Genomic DNA, 16,485 nt, shown 5'->3' with positions numbered 1-16,485 from the left:
TGCAGTCCCGCGAGAGAGCAGCCGACTTTCCGCCGGCCCTTGCCGTAGCGGTCACCACACCAGCCAATTGGAGGAAACATGAAACTCGCCAAGCTCGTCGTCGCGCTCTCCGCCACCTTCACCCTCAGCTCCGCTGCGTTCGCCGACATCACCATCGGGGTCTCGCTCTCGGCCACCGGCCCGGCCGCCTCGCTCGGCATCCCCGAGAAGAACGCCTTCGCCCTGCTGCCGACCGAGATCGGCGGCGAGAAGGTCAAGCTGGTCGTGCTGGACGACGCCACCGATCCCACCGTGGCCACCAAGAATGCCCGCCGCCTGGTCACCGAGGACCGCGTGGATGCGATCATCGGTTCGTCCAGCACCCCGGCCACCGCCGCGATGGCCGAGGTGGCGCACGAGACCAAGACCCCGCTGGTGACGATGAGCCCGGTGTCCCTGCCGGTCGAGCGCAACGAGTGGGTCTTCCGCACGCCGCAGCAGAACGAGGTGATGGCGAGCGCGCTGGTCGAGCACATGAAGTCCAAGGGCTACAAGACGCTCGGCTTCATCGGCTTCTCCGACGCCTACGGCGAGGACTGGCTGAACTCGGTGACCAAGCACGCCGGGGCGGCCGGCATCCAGCTCACCGTGGTCGAGCGCTACAACCGCAACGACACCTCGGTGACCGGCCAGGTGCTCAAGCTCACCACGGCGCGCCCGGATGCCGTGCTGGTCGCCGGTTCGGGCAGCCCCGCCGCGCTGCCGCAGGGCGCGCTGGTCGAGCGCGGCTACAAGGGCCAGATCTACCAGACCCACGCCGCCGCCAACCAGGCCTTCCTCGGTGTCGCCGGCAAGGCGGCCGAGGGCGCGATCCTCCCGGTGGGGCCGGTCTCGGTCGTCAGGCAGCTTCCCGACAGCCATCCCTCCAAGGCCTCCGGTGTCGATTTCGTCACGAAGTACGAGGTCCAGTACGGCGCGGGCAGCTTCTCCGCCTTTGCCGGCTATGCCCACGACGCCTTCCGCCTGATCGAGGCCGCAGTGCCCGCGGCAAAGGCCAAGGGCGCGCCCGGTACCGCCGAGTTCCGCGCCGCGCTGCGCGATGCGCTCGAGGCGAGCAAGGAGGTGGTGGGCGTGCATGGGGTGTTCAACATGACCCCGAACGACCACTTCGGCCTGGACGACCGTTCCCGCGTGCTGATCCGCATCGAAGGCGGCGCCTACAAGCTGGTCGCGCAGTAAGTGCGAGCCGCCGCGACGCTAAAAGGAGGAGACGAGGCCATGGCTGAGATCATTCGCGACGCTGCACGCCTGTTCGCCGACCCGGACCTGATCATCCGGCACCGGCCCAACGGCGACCGCATCCTGCGTTCGGGCATCGAGCTGCCGGATGCGATCCCGCGCTGCGTGGGCGACTGGCTGGAGCACTGGGCCGCGGTGCAGCCCGACGAGGTCTTCCTCGCCGAGCGCAACGCCGCCGGCGAATGGGATCGGCTCAGCTATGGCGAGGCCCGCCGCCGCGTCGTGGCGATCGCCTCCTGGCTGCTCGGCCAGAAGCTCTCGGCCGAGCGGCCGGTGGTGATCCTCTCGGACAACGGTATCGAGCATGCCCTGCTGGCGCTGGCGGCGATGCACGTCGGCGTGCCGGTGGCGCCGATCTCGCCGGGCAACTCGCTGATGTCGAAGGACTTCGGCAAGCTGCGCGGCAACTTCGAGCTGCTGCGCCCGGGCGTGGTCTTCGCCGACCCGATCGAGCGCTTCCTGCCCGCGATCGCGGCGGTGGCCGACCTGCACGACGGTGTCGTCGTCGCCGGCAGTCGCAGCCAGCCGCAGCCCGGCGTGCTGCCCATCGCGCAGATCGAGGCGCAGGCCGCTGCGAAGGCCGACGAGGCGGCCGTCATGGCGGCCTTCGCTGCGGTCGGCCCCGACACCATCGCCAAGTTCCTGTTCACCTCGGGTTCGGTGGGCACGCCGAAGGCGGTCATCAACACCCAGCGCATGATGTGCTCGAACCAGCTCGCCAAGGAGCTGGTGTGGCCCTTCCTGCGCAGCAACCGCCCGGTAGTGTGCGAGTGGCTGCCGTGGAGCCACACCTTCGGCGGCAACCACGACTTCAACATGGTGCTGCGCTGGGGCGGCAGCTTCTACATCGACGACGGCAAGCCCACGCCCGCGCTGATCGAGAAGACCCTGCGCAACCTGCGCGAGGTGTCGCCGACGATCTATTTCAGCGTGCCGCGCGCCTACGACATGCTGGTGCCCCACCTGCGCCAGGACGCCGCCCTGCGCGAGCGCTTCTTCCGCCGCCTGCAGGTGATCATGTACGCCGGTGCGGCACTGCCGCAGCACCTCTGGAACGAGCTCGAGGCGTTGTCCGAGGCGAGCGTCGGCGCGCGCATCCCCATGGTGTCCTCGTGGGGCTCCACCGAGACCGCGCCGCTGGCCACGGACTGCCACTTCCAGGCGGTGCGCGCGGGCGTGATCGGGGTGCCGGTGCCCGGCACCGAGCTCAAGCTCGTGCCCTCGCACGGCAAGCTCGAGGTGCGGGTCAGGGGGCCCAACGTCTTCACCGGCTACTGGAAGCAGCCCGAGCTGACCGCGAAGTCCTTCGACGACGAGGGGTACTACCTGATCGGCGACGCCGTCGAGTTCGTCGATGCGGCGCACCCCGAGCGCGGCCTGCTCTACGACGGCCGCGTCGGCGAGGACTTCAAGCTCCTCACCGGCACCTGGGTGCATGTGGGCTCGGTGCGGGTGGCGGGGATCGACGCGATGTCGCCGATCGCGCAGGACATCGTCGTCACCGGCCACGACCGCGACGAGATCGGCTTCCTGATCTTCCCCAACCTGCCCGAATGCCGCCGCCTGTGCCCGCATCTGGCACCCGACGCCGACATCATCGACCTGCTGCTCAACCCGGCGATCCGCAGCCGCGTCGCGCAGGGCATGGCGGCGATGATCAAGAAGGGCGGGGGCTCCTCCACCCATCCCACGCGCGCCATCCTGATGGCGGAGCCGCCCTCGGTCGAGGCCGGGGAGATCACCGACAAGGGATACATCAACCAGCGCGCGGTGCTGACCCGCCGCGCAGACCTGGTCGAGTTCCTCTACGCCGACGTGCTCGACAAGACCGTCATCACGGTCCATCCGGCGGCGTGATTTTCATCGAAAGGGAACAAGCAATGACCGAACAGCTCGTCAAGACCACGTCCGAGGACGGCATCTACACCCTCCTGCTGGCCCGTCCGGACAAGCGCAACGCGATCAGCGACCGCCTGCTCGCGGCGCTCGAGGCGGCGCTGGTCGCCACCCCCGAGGGCACCCGCGCCATCATCCTGGCGGGCGAGGGCAAGCACTTCTGCGCGGGGTTGGACCTCTCCGAGCACCAGCACCGCGACGCCTTCGGCACCATGCTGCACTCGCAGTCCTGGCACCGCATCTTCGCCCGCATCCAGAACGGCGGCATCCCGGTGATCGCCGCGATGCAGGGCGCGGTGATCGGCGGTGGGCTAGAGCTGGCCACCGCGGCGCACATCCGCGTCGCCGAGCCCAGCACGATCTACCAGCTGCCCGAAGGCCGCCACGGCATCTACGTCGGCGGGGGCGCCTCGGTGCGCGTGGCGAAGATCGTGGGCGCCGGGCGCATGTGCGAAATGATGCTCACCGGCCGCATCCTCGACGCCGACGAGGGCCAGCGCCTCGGCCTGTCGCACTACCTCGTGGGCGCGGGCGAGACGCTCGCCAAGGCGCAGGAGCTCGCGCGCCGCGTCGCCGAGAACGCGCCGATGGCCAACTGGGCGATGGTCACCGCGATCGCCCGCATCGACAACATGGCCAGCGACGACGGCTTCTTCGTCGAGTCGCTGACCGCCGCGGTCGTCCAGACCAACCCCGAGATCGCCGCACGCATCGGCGAATTCCTCCAGCGCAAGGGCCAGGGAGCACGTCAATGAGCAAGCAGGGCATGGGTAACTTCGCCGAGTCGGAGGCGGCCGCGCGCGGCCTCGCCTACGACGACATCTGGCTGGTGGCCGGCCGCCGCACGCCGTTCGCCGACTACAACACCGTGCTGCGCGACGTCTCGCCGACCGACCTCGGCATCGCCGCGGCGCGCGCGCTGTTCGCCGACAGCGGGATCCCCGCCGCCGAGGTCGACGCGATCGTCGCCGGCAACATGGCGCAGTCGAGCTTCGACGCCTACTACCTGCCGCGCCACATCGGGCTGTACTCGGGCGTGAATCCCGACGTGCCGGCCCTGCTGGTGCAGCGCCTGTGCTGCACCGGCTTCGACACCATCCTCACCGCCGCCGACCACATCACGCTCGGCAAGGCGAACGTCGTGCTCTGCGTCGGCGCCGAGTCGATGTCGCGCAACCCGGTGGCGGCCTACACCCACCGCGCGGGCTTCCGCATGGGGCAGGTCGAGTTCAAGGACTTCCTCTGGGAGGCCACGCTGGACACCGCACCGAAGACCTCGATGGGCGGCACCGCCGAGAACCTCGCGGTGCGCTATGGCATCGACCGCGACGAGGTCGACCGCTTCGCCGCGCAGAGCTTCGCCCGCGGCGTGGCGGCCTGGGAGGCAGGCTGGTTCGGAGACGAGGTGAGCGCGCTGGCGAACGAGACCTGGGAGCTCGACGGCTACAAGCCGCGCGGCATCCGCCTCGCCGATCGCGCCAGCGTGTGCGATCGCGACGGCCACGTGCGGCCGACCGCGCTCGAGATCCTGCAGAAGCTCAAGCCCGCCTTTGGTGGCGTGCAGACCGGCGGCAACAGCTCGGCCATCGTCGATGGCGCGGCGGCGGTGCTGGTGGCGCGCGGCGACTGGGTGCGCGCCCACGGGCTGCAGCCGCTGGCCCGGGTGGTGGCGGGCGCGGCGGTGGCGGTGCCGCCCGAGATCATGGGCATCGGCCCGGCGCCGGCGATCCGCGCCGCCGCACGGCTGGCCGGCATCGCGGTCGAGGACATCGGTCGCGTCGAGATCAACGAGGCCTTCGGTGCGCAGTACCTCGCCTGCGAGCGCGAGCTCGCGCTCGACCGCGACAAGGCCAACGTGCATGGCGGCGCGATCGCCATCGGTCATCCGCTCGGTGCCTCGGGCGTGCGCCTGACCCACACCGTGGCGCGCGCCGTGCGTGCCGCCGGGCTGCAGTACGGCGTGGCCTCGGCCTGCGCCGGCGGCGGCCAGGGCGTGGCGGTGATCGTGGAGAACGTCGCCTGAGCGGCGACCGGGAGAACGCAATGAGATTCGCAGGCAATACCTTCATCGTCACCGGCGGCGCCTCCGGCCTGGGCGAGGCCACGGTACGCGCGCTGCATGGCGCCGGCGCCAACGTGGTGATCGCCGACCTCAATGCCGGGCAGGGCGAGCCGCTCGCCACCGCGCTCGGCGAGCGCGCCGCCTTCGCCCGCACCGACGTCTCCGCCGAGGCGGACGCGCGCGCGGCGGTGGACCTGGCGGTGAGCCGCTTCGGCGGCCTGCAGGGGCTGGTCAACTGCGCCGGCATCGGCAACGCCGGCAAGGTGCTCGGCAAGGAGGGCGCGCAGCCGCTCGCCGACTTCGAGCGCTCGATCCGCATCAACCTCATCGGCACCTTCAACATGATCCGGCTCGCCGCCGAGGCGATGAGCAAGGGGGTGCCGCAGGCCGACGGCGAGCGCGGCGTGATCGTGAACACCGCCTCGGTCGCGGCCTACGAGGGCCAGATCGGCCAGGCCGCCTACGCGGCCTCGAAGGGCGGCATCGTGTCGATGACGCTGCCGATCGCGCGCGAGCTCGCGCGCTTCGGCATCCGCGTGATGACGATCGCGCCGGGCCTGTTCATCACCCCGATGATGCGCGGCCTGCCGCCCGAGGTGCAGAAGTCGCTCGGCGAGAACACGCCCTTCCCGCCGCGCCTCGGCGAGCCCGAGGAGTTCGCCAAGCTGGCGCTGAGCATCATCGACAACGTGATGCTCAACGGCGAGACGATCCGGCTAGACGGCGCGGTGCGCCTGGCCGCGCGCTGAGACGGGGCCCGCCATGGCACGCCGCCACCTCCACCGCATGCGCATCGCGTTCAGCGACTGCGACCCCGCGCAGATCGTGTTCTTCGCCAACTACTTCAAGTGGTTCGACACCGCCTTCCGCGAGTTCTGCACCGCCTGCGGCGTGCCGAGCTGGCGCGAGACCACGGCTACGCGCGGCATCATCGGCGCGCCCCTGGTCGACGCGCAGGCGAAGTTCCGCAACTCGGCCACCTATGGCGAGGACATCGAGATCGAGTCCTGGGTCGAGGACTGGGGCGGCAAGAGCTTCGTGATGCGTCACGTCGCGCGGCGCGGCGACACCGTGCTGTGCGAGGGCAGGGAGGTGCGCGTGTTCGCGGTCCAGGACCCGGAGGATCCCCTGCGCATCAAGGCAATTCCGATCCCCGAGGATCTCCGCGCCGCCTGCAGCTGAGCGCGCGAGAACAAGAACGACAGAGAGGAGACTCCGGATGTACGACTACCAGCCCCCCTTGCGGGACATGCAGTTCATCCTCGCCGAGCTCGCCGGGCTCGACGACATCGCCCGCCTGCCCGGCTGCGAGGAGGCCAGCGCCGACGTGATCGGCGCCGTCCTCGAGGAAGCCGGCCGCTTCGCCGCCGGCGTGCTGGCGCCGCTGAACCGCGCGGGCGACGAGCAGGGCTGCCGCTTGCTGGAGGGCGGCCGCGTCGCCACCCCCGAGGGCTGGCAGCCGGCCTATGCGCAGTTCTGTGCCGCGGGCTGGCTCGGCCTGTCGCTGCCGGTCGAGTTCGGCGGCCAGGGACTGCCCAAGCTGGTGTCCACGCCGGTGATGGAGATGTGGAACGCCGCCAACATGGCCTTCACCATGCTGCCCATCCTCAACCAGGGCCAGGCCGAGGCGCTGCGGATCGCCGCCAGCGCGGAGCAGAAGCGCACCTGGCTGCCCAAGGTGGTGAGCGGCGAGTGGGGCAGCACGATGAACCTGACCGAGCCGCAGGCGGGCTCCGACCTCGCCGCCACGCGCACCCGCGCCGAACCGCAGGCCGACGGCAGCTACAAGCTGTTCGGGCAGAAGATCTTCATCTCCTACGGCGAGCACGAGCTCACGCCCAACATCGTCCACCTGGTGCTCGCCCGCCTGCCCGACGCACCGGCGGGGGTGAAGGGGCTGTCGCTCTTCATCGTCCCCAAGTTCCTCGTCGAGCCCGATGGCAGCCTGGGTGCGCGCAACGACGTGCGCTGCATCTCGATCGAACACAAGATGGGCATCCACGGCAGCCCGACCTGCACGCTCAGCTTCGGCGAGGGCGGCGGCGCGATCGGCTGGCTGGTGGGCGAGCCCAACCGCGGCCTCGAGGTCATGTTCGTGATGATGAACGAGGCGCGCTTCGGCGTCGGCGTGCAGGGCGCGGCGCTCGCCGAGCGCGCCTACCAGATGGCGCTCGGTTACGCCCGCGAGCGCGTGCAGGGGCGCGACGCGGTGAGCGGGGCCGCGGGCCGGCCCATCCTGTGCCACCCCGACGTCAAGCGCATGCTGCTGTCGATGCGGGCGCGGGTGATGGCGATGCGTACGCTGCTCTACACCGCCGCCGGCTGGTTCGACATCGCCCACCACCACCCCGATGCCGCGGTGGCGGACAAGCACCGCCGCTACGTCGACCTGCTGATGCCGGTGGCCAAGGGCTGGTGCACCGAGCTCGGCAACGACGTGTGCGACGAGGCCATCCAGGTCTTCGGCGGCATGGGCTTCGTCGAGGAGACCGGAGTCGCGCAGCACTTCCGCGACGCCCGCATCATCACCATCTACGAGGGCACCACCGGCATCCAGGCCAACGATCTGGTGGGGCGCAAGATCCTGCGCGAGGGCGGCGCCACGCTGCGCGAACTGATCGTCGAGCTGCGCGCGAGCGCCACGGCGCTCTCGGCCGCGGGGCTCGCCGAGCTCGGCGACGGCCAGGGCGCGGCGATCGACGCGCTCGAGTCGGCGACCGACTGGATCCTCGCCAACGGCCGCGAGCAGCTTGGCGAGGTGCTCGCCGGCGCGGTGCCCTTCCTGCACCTGCTCGGCACCGTGTGCGGCGGCTGGCAGCTCGGGCGTGCCGCGCTGGCGGCGCGCGCGCGGCACGCGGCGGGCGAGGGCGACCCGGTGTATCTGGACGGCATCGTCGAACTCGCGCGCTTCTACATGGCAACCCTGGGCCCGCAGGCCGCAGCCCATGCCGCCACCGTGCGCGAGGCCGGCGGTGCACTGACCCGCTTCGACGAAGCGGCCTTCTGATCACCGTCCGCCCGGCAGGGCAGGCCGATGCCTTGCCGGGTGCAAAAATTGGAACTGGACCAATGTCGAAATCGAAAGTCATTCCCGCCGCCGAGGCGGGCAAGCTGATCAAGGACGGCGCCACGCTGTATTGCAGCGGCGTGGGCCTGGCGGGCTTCGCCGAGGAGGTCGCGATCTCGATCCGCGAGCGCTTCGAGGCCACCGGTCATCCGCGCGACATGACGATCTGGCACGCCTGCGGGCTCGGCAACGGCAAGAACAAGGGCATCTTCCACCTCACCCAGCCGGGCATGATCAAGCGCATCGTCGGCGGCCACTTCGGCGTGGGCGGGCCGGTGCTGATGCAGCTGATCATGGACAGCCGCATCGAGGCCTACAATCTGCCGCAGGGCGTGCTGGTGGTGCTGCCGCGCGAGATGGCGGCAGGCCGCCCCGGGCTGATCACCAAGGTCGGCCTGGAGACCTTCGTCGATCCGCGCATCGAGGGCGGCAAGCTCAACTCGGCCACCAGCGAGGAGATCGTCGAGCGCGTCGACTTCGACGGGCAGGAGTGGCTGTTCTACCGCGCGCCGCGGATCGACGTCGCGCTGATCCGCGGCACCACCGCCGACGAGAACGGCAACCTCACGGTCGAGGACGAGGGCATCTTCAACGAGTCGATCTCGATCGCCCAGGCCGCGAAGCGCAACGGCGGCATCGTCATCGCGCAGGTGCTGCAGGTGGTGCAGAACGGCACCCTGCATCCGAAGCAGGTCAAGGTGCCGGGCATCCTGGTGGACCACGTCGTCGTGGGCCGTCCCGAGAACCACATGCAGACCATGGGCACGCAGTACAACCGCGCCTTCGCCGGCGACATCCGCGTGCCGGTCGGTTCGCTGCGCCGGCTGCCGCTCGACGAACGCAAGATCATCGCCCGCCGCGCCGCGGTCGAGCTCGGCCACGGCGCGATCGTGAACCTCGGCATCGGCGTGCCCGCCGGCATCGCCTCGATCGCGGCCGAGGAGGGCGTGCAGGACCTCATGGCCTTGACCCTGGAGACCGGCCCGATCGGCGGCATCCCCGCCGACGGGCTCGACTTCGCCCACGCCAGCAACGCCGATGCGACCATCGACCCGGGCTACCAGTTCGACTTCTACGACGGCGGCGGCCTCGACGTGGCCTTCCTCGGGCTCGCCCAGACCGACGTCCATGGCAACGTGAATGTCTCCAAGTTCAGCGGCCGGCCGGTGGGCTGCGGGGGCTTCATCAACATCACCCAGAACGCCAAGAAGGTGGTGTTCTGCGGCGCCTTCACCGCCGGCGGGCTGGAGATCCGCGCCGCCGACGGCCGCCTCGAGATCGTCCGCGAGGGCACGAGCCGCAAGTTCCTCGACCACGTCGAGCAGATCACCTTCAGCGGCCACTACGCCGCCGGGGTGGGGCAGACGGTGATGTACGTCACCGAGCGCGCAGTGTTCCAGCTCACCCGCGAGGGCGGCATGGAACTGCTCGAGGTGGCGCCCGGCGTCGACATCGAGCGCGACATCCTCGCCCACATGGACTTCGTGCCGCGCATGGAGCGCGTGCGCGAGATGGACGCCGGCATCTTCAGCGAGCGCTGGGGCCGGCTTTACGAGATCCTGCACAGCTGAGACGCGGGCTCGACCCCGGGCGGCCGCCCGGGGTGAAACCCGGCCGCGGCCGCCTGCGCCGCTGCTTCGCCTCAAGCCCCCGCGTAGCGCTCCAGCCAGTGCGCGTAGGGTGCCGGCAGCACCCAGGTCGGGCGCTCGACGCCCAGGGCGCGCGCGGCATGCATCGGCCAGTGCGGGTTGGCGAGGTGGGCGCGGCCCACCATCACCAGATCGAGCTGCCCGTCGCGCACGCAGGCGTCGGCGATCACCGGGTTGTCGATGCCCCAGGCCGCGGCCACCGGCAGCCCGGCCTCGCGGCGCACGCGTTCGGCGACCGGGGCGAGGAAGGCGGGACCCCAGGGCACCCTGGCCTTCAGGGTCGAGAAGCCGACGCTGACGTTGAGAAAGTCCAGGCCCTCGCGCTTGAAGCTGCGCGCGAGCTCGATCGACTCGGCGAGCGTCTCCTCGTCGCGGCCGTCGTATTCGATGACGCCGAAGCGCACCGTCAGCGGCAGGTTCTCCGGCCACACCGCGCGCACCGCGCGCACGGTCTCGATGAGGAAGCGGCTGCGGTTCTCGAAGCTGCCGCCGTAGGCGTCGCTGCGCTGGTTGGCGTGCACGGAGAAGAAGCACTGGCCGAGGTAGCCGTGGGCGAAGTGCAGCTCCAGCCATTCGAAGCCGGCCGCGCGTGCGCGCTTCGCGGCGGCGACGAAGTCCGCGCGCACGCGGGCGATGTCGTCCACCGTCATCTCGCGCGGCAGCTTGGGCAGGTGGGCGCCGAAGGCCGTGGCCGAGGGCGACAGGGTCTCCCAGCCGCGCGCATCGTCGGCGGCGATGTGGTCGTCGCCCTCCCACGGCCGGTTTGCGCTGGCCTTGCGACCGGCGTGGCCGATCTGGATGCCGGGCACCGCGCCTGCGGCCTTGATCGAGGCGGCGATCGGCGCCAGTGCGGCGGCCTGCGTGTCGTTCCACAGGCCGAGGCAGCCCGGCGTGATGCGGCCCTCGGGCGACACCGCGGTGGCCTCGACGATCAGCAGCCCGGCGCCACCGCGCGCGAGGGCGGGGTAGTGCACGCGGTGCCAGTCGTTGACCACGCCGTCGGTGGCCGAGTACTGGCACATCGGCGGGATGGCGATACGGTTGCGCAGGGTGAGGTCCTTGAGCTTGAAGGGCTGGAAGAGGGCGGTCATGAGCGATGTGGTTCCGAAGGGGCGATGCAGGCCGCGTGGCGGCCGGATGGGGAAAGATGAGCGAAGGGATTGTGCGGCCGACGGGCCGAACGAGGGCTGGAAGGTAGCGGACGAGCGCTGCGCGCGTCCACTCGGCATTGCCTCGGCTCCAAAGGCACAAGCGAACGGCCCGGCGCCTGGCGACGCTCGGGCCGTTCGCACTTCGCCCGCGGACGACCGGGGCGGCAAACCCCTCAGCAGCCGCATCGGCAGGTCGAGTCCGGCGTCCAGTTGACGCCGTCGAAGCTTCCCGCTTCACGTCGGCAGCAAGGCTTCGCGGGCGCACGGCCGGTCTTCAGCAGCAGGCGCTGCCCACCGACGGCGCGCCCCTTGGCGTCGAGCTCGATCAGATCGAGCTCGAAGACCTGGGCGCCGGTCGGGCGCCGGCCATCGGGCACGAACTGCACATGCACGGTGCCGAAGCTGCCGGGCTTGAGCGGCGGGCCGACGACCTCCGCGCCCGCACGCGCGATGAACAGGCGCCCGTCCTGCAGGCGCTCGAAGCCATCGCCCTTCACGCCCTCCTTCACCCATTCGAGCAGGGCCTCGCCGCGGAACTCGACCATCAGGTGGCCCCAGTCGAACAGCGAGAAGCCGCGCCGCTTCGGCGTGCGGAACAGCAGCCGCGTGGCGCGCCGTTCGCGCGTGAAGCGCCCGATCACCACGTCCGCGTGGCGCGCCCCGTCGCCGTCGGTGTCGACGATGGAGATGTTCTTCCACACGATGTTGTTGTTGTTCTGCACGTTGGCGTAGAGGTTGGCAGTCTCGGCGAAGCTCATGCCGAAGGGCGCGGTGGCGGAGGTCTCGATGCGGGCGAGCAGGCAGAAGTGCGCCTTGTCCGCGCCGAAGGCCGCATAGTCCGAAGGATCCGGCGGCGTCCACGCGAACTCCACGATCTCGGTGTCGCCGCCGTTCACGCTCACCGCCTGGCTGCCGACCAGCCCGCCCATCAGCGCCGGGCTGGCCACGCTGCCGTCCCAGGGCGCCGGCCACGACAGCGAGCTCGACGCCTTCGCCCAATACAGCTTGAGCGTGCCGCTCTGCGCCGCGGCGCCGGCACAGCCGCGGTTGCGCACGCGCACATAGACGTAGTTCGTCTGCTCGCCGTTGGGGTTCTGGTGGTCCTGGTTGGTGAGGCCGTCGGCGACGTTGCGCACCCAGATGTCGTCGCTGATCCACATCGGGTTGGTGCTCGCGTCCGGCTCGGCGCCGACGTCGTCGGCGTTGTCCTGCATCCACAGGTCGGGCGCGGGCGAGCCGCCGCCCACCGGCACCAGCCCGTCGGAGGCCAGGATGCCGGTGCGCGCGACCATCAGCGTCGCGTTCATGCGGGTCACCTGGTCCTGGGAGAACATGAACATGCCGACGTCGTCGGTGTAGTCCATGTAGTTCATGTACATGTCGCCGTTGGGCCCGTTGCCGCAGGAGATGCGGATGCCCGCGGGGTTGCCGTAGGTCTCGTCCGCCTGGTTGGGTGTGTCGGCGCACATGTCGGTGCCGCTGCACTGGTCGGGCTGCGCGGTGTCGTCGCCCCAGATGTGGATCAGGTTGAGCCAGTGGCCGATCTCGTGGGTGGCGGTACGGCCGAGGTTGAAAGGCGCGGCGGCCGTGCCCATCGTCCCGAAGGCCTGCGTATCGACGACGAAGCCGTCGAGCGCCGCCGGGCCGCCGGGGAAGGTGGCGAAGCCGAGCAGGTCGTCGGTGAAGTTGGCCACCCACATGTTGAGGTAGCGGTCCGAAGGCCACGGATCGGCCCCGCCGGTGGCCGCCGACTTGACGTTGTTGCGGGTCGCCCGGGTGAAGCCGGTCGTCGCCGTGTTCGTGCGGGTGATGCCGGTGGTCGCGCCGCAGTTGGGGTCGCGCACGGCGAGCGCGAACTCGATGCGGGCGTCCGCGGCCACGCCGGCGAAGTGGGCCGGCACGCTCGCGGCGTCCGCGTTCGTGCGGCGGAAATCGGCGTTCAGCACGTCGATCTGCGACTGGATCTGCGCATCGCTTACGTTCTGCGCCGCGGTGTTCCACACCACATGCACCACCACCGGGATGCGCACGATCCCGGTGCGCAGGCCCTCGGCGGCGTAGCGCGCGATGAACTGGCGCGTCTCGAGCTCGATCTCCCGGCGCCTGCGGCGATACTCGGGATAGAGATGGGCGAGCCGACGATGCTCCTCCATCGTTGCGCAAGTGCGCTGACGCCGTTGCTCGGAAGGTTCCTTGTCCTTGGTCCTCGCCATGATGGCCTCCTCTCGATGGATGCAGCCGAGCCCGCTTCGGCTCGGTACGCCTCGCGGCACACCGGCCTGCTCACACGTCGATACGGAGGCGGAAGGGAGGCCCGACCAAGGGCAGCGGCTTGCGGATGCCGCTGCAAAGGATCGCGCACGCACTCCCGGCCAAGGGCCGGGACGCCAGCGCCGTGCGTCGGTAACACGCTGATTCGTAATCGGTAATTCAGCATAGATAAGGACGGTCGCGAGTCAAGGCACGTGTGCGGTGCGGATTCTGCCAGGCCATGCCGGGTGCTTCGCGGCGGGTGCATAATCCAACGATGTCCCTGCCCCTGTTCCTCTTCGACCGTCCCGAGTCGGTCGTCACCTGGTCGGCGATCGACGACCGCGTCATGGGCGGCGTGTCGCGCAGCGCCTTGCGCTTCGATTCCGCCGGCCATGCGCTGTTTGCCGGGACGGTGTCGGCGGACAACAACGGCGGCTTCGCCTCGGTGCGCAGCGCCCTGGCGCCGCCCGCGCCCGGCGGGTTCGGCAACGAGGGGGGCGGCAACGAGGGGCTCGACGCGGGCGACCGCGACGCCATCGAACTCGAAGTGCGCGGCGACGGCCGCCGCTACAAGCTGGCCCTGCGCACCGACCGCGGCTTCGACGGCGTCAATTACCAGGCTGCCTTCGCGCCCCCGGCCGGCTTGTGGACCCGGGTGCGCCTGGCCTTGGCCGATTTTCGGCCCACCTGGCGCGGTCGTCCGGTGCCTGACGCACCGTCGCTGCATGGGGCGCGCATCGAGCAGGTGGGGCTGATGATCGCCGACCGGCAATTCGGCGGCTTCGAGCTCGCGGTCCGGGGGATCTGGATGCTGCGCGACCGTGCAGAAGCAGGGGGTTGAGCGAGGCGCGGCGAGCCCCTTCGCCAGAGCGGACGCCTCGGCCACGCCTCAGTGATCCTTCCCCGCGTAGATCCACATCGGCACCGTGCGCCCTGCGCGGGTGAAGCCCATCGCCTCGTAGAAGGCCACCGCGTCGCCGTCGGCGGTCAGCATCAGTTGGTGGAAGTCGCGATAGCGCGCGAGCATCGCCGCCATCAGGCGGCGCCCGATGCCCTGGCGCTGGAACGCCGGCAACACCAGCATGTGCGGGAAATACGCCACCAGGTGCCCGTCCGAGATCGCATTGACCAGCCCCACCAGCCGCCCGTCCACGCGCGCGGTCGCCAGCGCATGCGAATCGCGCAGCGCGCGCAGCAGCACATCGGGCTTCTCGGCCGAGGACCAGCGGTTGGCGACGTAGAGCGCGAGCACCTCGTCGTGCTCGACCCGATCGGACAGGGAAATGACGGCGTTCGGTGACATGCTTGGGTGATCCGGGAGGCGTGGAGGGATGGAGAAGGCGGCGGCCGCCGTCCGGCGAGCCCGCCGGCGCTCAGATCGCGGCCAGCACCGCCTGCAGCGTCTGCGCCCCGTGGGGCGACAGCAGCCAGGCGAGCGCCGCGCAGTTGAGCACGACGGTGATCCAGTAGGTGGTCTGGAACGAGGCCTTGGAAGACTTGTGGCGGAACAGCCGCTGCGCCACCAGCGCCCCCGGCCAGCCGCCGAGCAGGGCGAACAGGTGCAACGTGTTCTCCTTGACGCGCCAGGCGTCGCGCACGGCGGCCGACTTGTCGTGCCCGTAGGCGAGGAAGGCGACGACGCTCGCCGCCGCGTAAAGCGCGAGCACCGCCAGCGACAGCCGCCCGAGCCAGGCCATCACGCCCAACCAGCCGACGAAGCCCGCCGCGAAAAGCGGTGGCAGGCTGCTGCGCCCCGGCGCCGCAGGCGCTACCGCGCGCTCGCCGACAAAGGCGACGGCCTTCGCCTGCAGTCGTCCCTTGGCATCGGTGGCGAGTTCGTAGCTCACCAGCTCCGTGCCTTCGGGCCGGCGCTGGCGGTTGGCAAGGCTGCTGACGTGGACGAAAACCGGCTCGCCGCCGCCGTTGGGGGTGATGAAGCCGAAGCCTTTGTCGTCCTTCCAGGTGGTGATCTTTCCTTGGTGGCGCATGATCGTGGGGTCAGGGGAGGGATCGAGGGAGGGTGGAGACTACCGCGCCATCAGCGCAAACACACCCCAGCCCAGGTATTCACGGGTGTAAGCAACGTGGCGCGCCGGTTCCGAAGTCAGCCGGGCGCGAACCTCGTGGGCCAACTCGTCGTCGGGGTTGGCGTCAAGCCAGCGGCGCATGGTGAGCCATTTGGCTGCTTCGTATCGGTCCCAACCGTCCTCGTTTGCCAGAACCATCTCGACAAGGTCGTAGCCGAGCGTGCCGAAGGACGACACAAGTTCCGGAAGCGGGAGGAAATCAGAGATCGAGTTTGCAAGACAACGCTTGGCGATCTCGTCCGTAGCGGGCAGTCGTCGCCAGTAGGGCTCGCCAATGAGGATGATCCCTCCGGCGCACAGGCTTTGCGCCAGAAGTTCGACCGTTCCGGAAAGCCCTCCGCCAATCCAGGTGGCGCCTAGGCAAGCGGCGACGTCGACCTTTTCTTCAGCAATGTAACCCGCTGCATCGCCATGAATGAACCGAACTTGATCGGCAACGCCGAGTTCTTTGGCGCGCAGTCCTGCATGCTCGGAAAACAACGCGCTCATATCGATTCCGGTCCCGAAGATCCCGTGATCGCGAGCCCATGTGCAGAGCATCTCACCCGAACCGCTGCCGAGGTCGAGCACTCGTGTCCCGGGCGCCATACGCAACGCCGTGCCGAGCGTGGCGTACTTGTCGGGAGTGAACGGATTATGGAAACGGTGAGCGCTTTCAGTGATGTTGAATATTCGCGGGATGTCCACTGTAAGAGCTCCTTGGCGGAATGAGTGGGTGAAATGCTGATGCGATCGCGGTTTGGACGACTGCTAATTTGGAGCGTCAGGGATTGGTCTCAGGCGCCCGACTGCGACTCCGTCCTTTGCAGCGGACCGGCAAGTCGTACTCAAGCTTCTCGACCCGACCTGTTGTTGCTGCTGAGCTTTGAGGAATGGTGCCTTTCAACGTCCGAGATAATCCTTCCCGCAACGTAATCGGGGTCTGTCCCTATTTCCTGCTGTTTCCTGTCTCCCCTGACGTGCAGGAAGACCGGCTCGCCGCCGCCGTTGGGCGTGATGAAGCCGAAGTTTGCCGTCGAGAATTTTTACACTTCGACAGGTT

At 69.8% G+C, this 16,485-nt stretch carries 14 protein-coding genes; 9 read left to right on the top strand and 5 right to left on the bottom strand.

What is annotated here, in order from left to right:
- The first annotated feature begins 78 nt into the window (after window positions 1-78).
- From TMZ1T_RS11870 to TMZ1T_RS11835, 8 genes are all read left to right on the top strand, one after another.
- Window positions 79-1,218, top strand: a complete 1,140-nt coding sequence (locus TMZ1T_RS11870) for an ABC transporter substrate-binding protein (protein ID WP_012585531.1) — start codon at window positions 79-81, stop codon at window positions 1,216-1,218.
- Between the two features lie 39 nt (window positions 1,219-1,257).
- Window positions 1,258-3,135 carry a feruloyl-CoA synthase gene (locus TMZ1T_RS11865; protein WP_012585530.1) on the top strand — a complete coding sequence of 626 codons (1,878 nt, stop codon included), beginning with the start codon at window positions 1,258-1,260 and terminating at the stop codon, window positions 3,133-3,135.
- A gap of 23 nt (window positions 3,136-3,158) precedes the next feature.
- Window positions 3,159-3,929: a crotonase/enoyl-CoA hydratase family protein gene (locus TMZ1T_RS11860; RefSeq protein ID WP_012585529.1), complete on the top strand. Its 771-nt coding sequence runs from the start codon at window positions 3,159-3,161 to the stop codon at window positions 3,927-3,929.
- The gene (locus tag TMZ1T_RS11855; RefSeq protein WP_012585528.1) at window positions 3,926-5,197 is read left to right on the top strand and encodes a thiolase family protein; all 1,272 of its coding nucleotides are present in this window, start codon (window positions 3,926-3,928) and stop codon (window positions 5,195-5,197) included. The genes TMZ1T_RS11860 and TMZ1T_RS11855 overlap by 4 nt, the downstream gene beginning before the upstream one ends.
- A gap of 20 nt (window positions 5,198-5,217) precedes the next feature.
- Window positions 5,218-5,985: a 3-hydroxyacyl-CoA dehydrogenase gene (locus TMZ1T_RS11850; protein ID WP_012585527.1), complete on the top strand. Its 768-nt coding sequence runs from the start codon at window positions 5,218-5,220 to the stop codon at window positions 5,983-5,985.
- 13 nt (window positions 5,986-5,998) lie between these two features.
- Entirely contained in the window at window positions 5,999-6,418 is a 420-nt protein-coding gene (locus TMZ1T_RS11845) for an acyl-CoA thioesterase (protein ID WP_012585526.1), read from the top strand.
- A gap of 37 nt (window positions 6,419-6,455) precedes the next feature.
- Complete coding sequence (locus TMZ1T_RS11840; RefSeq protein ID WP_012585525.1) at window positions 6,456-8,243, top strand: acyl-CoA dehydrogenase; 1,788 nt, start codon at window positions 6,456-6,458, stop codon at window positions 8,241-8,243.
- 62 nt (window positions 8,244-8,305) lie between these two features.
- Window positions 8,306-9,874, top strand: coding sequence for an acyl CoA:acetate/3-ketoacid CoA transferase (locus TMZ1T_RS11835; protein WP_012585524.1), 1,569 nt, complete (start codon window positions 8,306-8,308; stop codon window positions 9,872-9,874).
- Between the two features lie 71 nt (window positions 9,875-9,945).
- Here the strand turns inward: TMZ1T_RS11835 and TMZ1T_RS11830 are convergent, their stop codons facing one another.
- Both TMZ1T_RS11830 and TMZ1T_RS11825 read right to left on the bottom strand, forming a co-directional pair.
- Window positions 9,946-11,043 (bottom strand): NADH:flavin oxidoreductase/NADH oxidase, encoded by a 1,098-nt coding sequence (locus TMZ1T_RS11830; RefSeq protein ID WP_012585523.1) that lies wholly within the window; start codon window positions 11,041-11,043, stop codon window positions 9,946-9,948.
- 233 nt (window positions 11,044-11,276) lie between these two features.
- Complete coding sequence (locus tag TMZ1T_RS11825) at window positions 11,277-13,316, bottom strand: zinc metalloprotease (protein WP_012585522.1); 2,040 nt, start codon at window positions 13,314-13,316, stop codon at window positions 11,277-11,279.
- 314 nt (window positions 13,317-13,630) lie between these two features.
- On the opposite strand from TMZ1T_RS11825, the gene TMZ1T_RS11820 reads away from it, so the two are divergent.
- Entirely contained in the window at window positions 13,631-14,197 is a 567-nt protein-coding gene (locus tag TMZ1T_RS11820) for a CIA30 family protein (protein ID WP_012585521.1), read from the top strand.
- Between the two features lie 48 nt (window positions 14,198-14,245).
- Here TMZ1T_RS11820 and TMZ1T_RS11815 read toward each other — a convergent pair whose 3' ends face one another.
- The 3 genes from TMZ1T_RS11815 to TMZ1T_RS11805 all read right to left on the bottom strand — a co-directional run bounded on the left by TMZ1T_RS11815 (window position 14,246) and on the right by TMZ1T_RS11805 (window position 16,130).
- Window positions 14,246-14,659 (bottom strand): GNAT family N-acetyltransferase, encoded by a 414-nt coding sequence (locus TMZ1T_RS11815; protein WP_012585520.1) that lies wholly within the window; start codon window positions 14,657-14,659, stop codon window positions 14,246-14,248.
- Between the two features lie 70 nt (window positions 14,660-14,729).
- Window positions 14,730-15,344 carry a DUF1294 domain-containing protein gene (locus TMZ1T_RS11810; RefSeq protein ID WP_012585519.1) on the bottom strand — a complete coding sequence of 205 codons (615 nt, stop codon included), beginning with the start codon at window positions 15,342-15,344 and terminating at the stop codon, window positions 14,730-14,732.
- Window positions 15,345-15,383: 39 nt separating this feature from the next.
- The gene (locus TMZ1T_RS11805) at window positions 15,384-16,130 is read right to left on the bottom strand and encodes an SAM-dependent methyltransferase (protein WP_012585518.1); all 747 of its coding nucleotides are present in this window, start codon (window positions 16,128-16,130) and stop codon (window positions 15,384-15,386) included.
- Window positions 16,131-16,485: the final 355 nt, after the last annotated feature.

The sequence above is a fragment of the Thauera aminoaromatica genome, from assembly GCF_000021765.1.
Lineage (GTDB): Bacteria > Pseudomonadota > Gammaproteobacteria > Burkholderiales > Rhodocyclaceae > Thauera > Thauera aminoaromatica.
The sequence above is the reverse complement of the archived record's forward strand: the minus strand, read 5'-3'. Positions and strand labels throughout refer to the sequence as shown.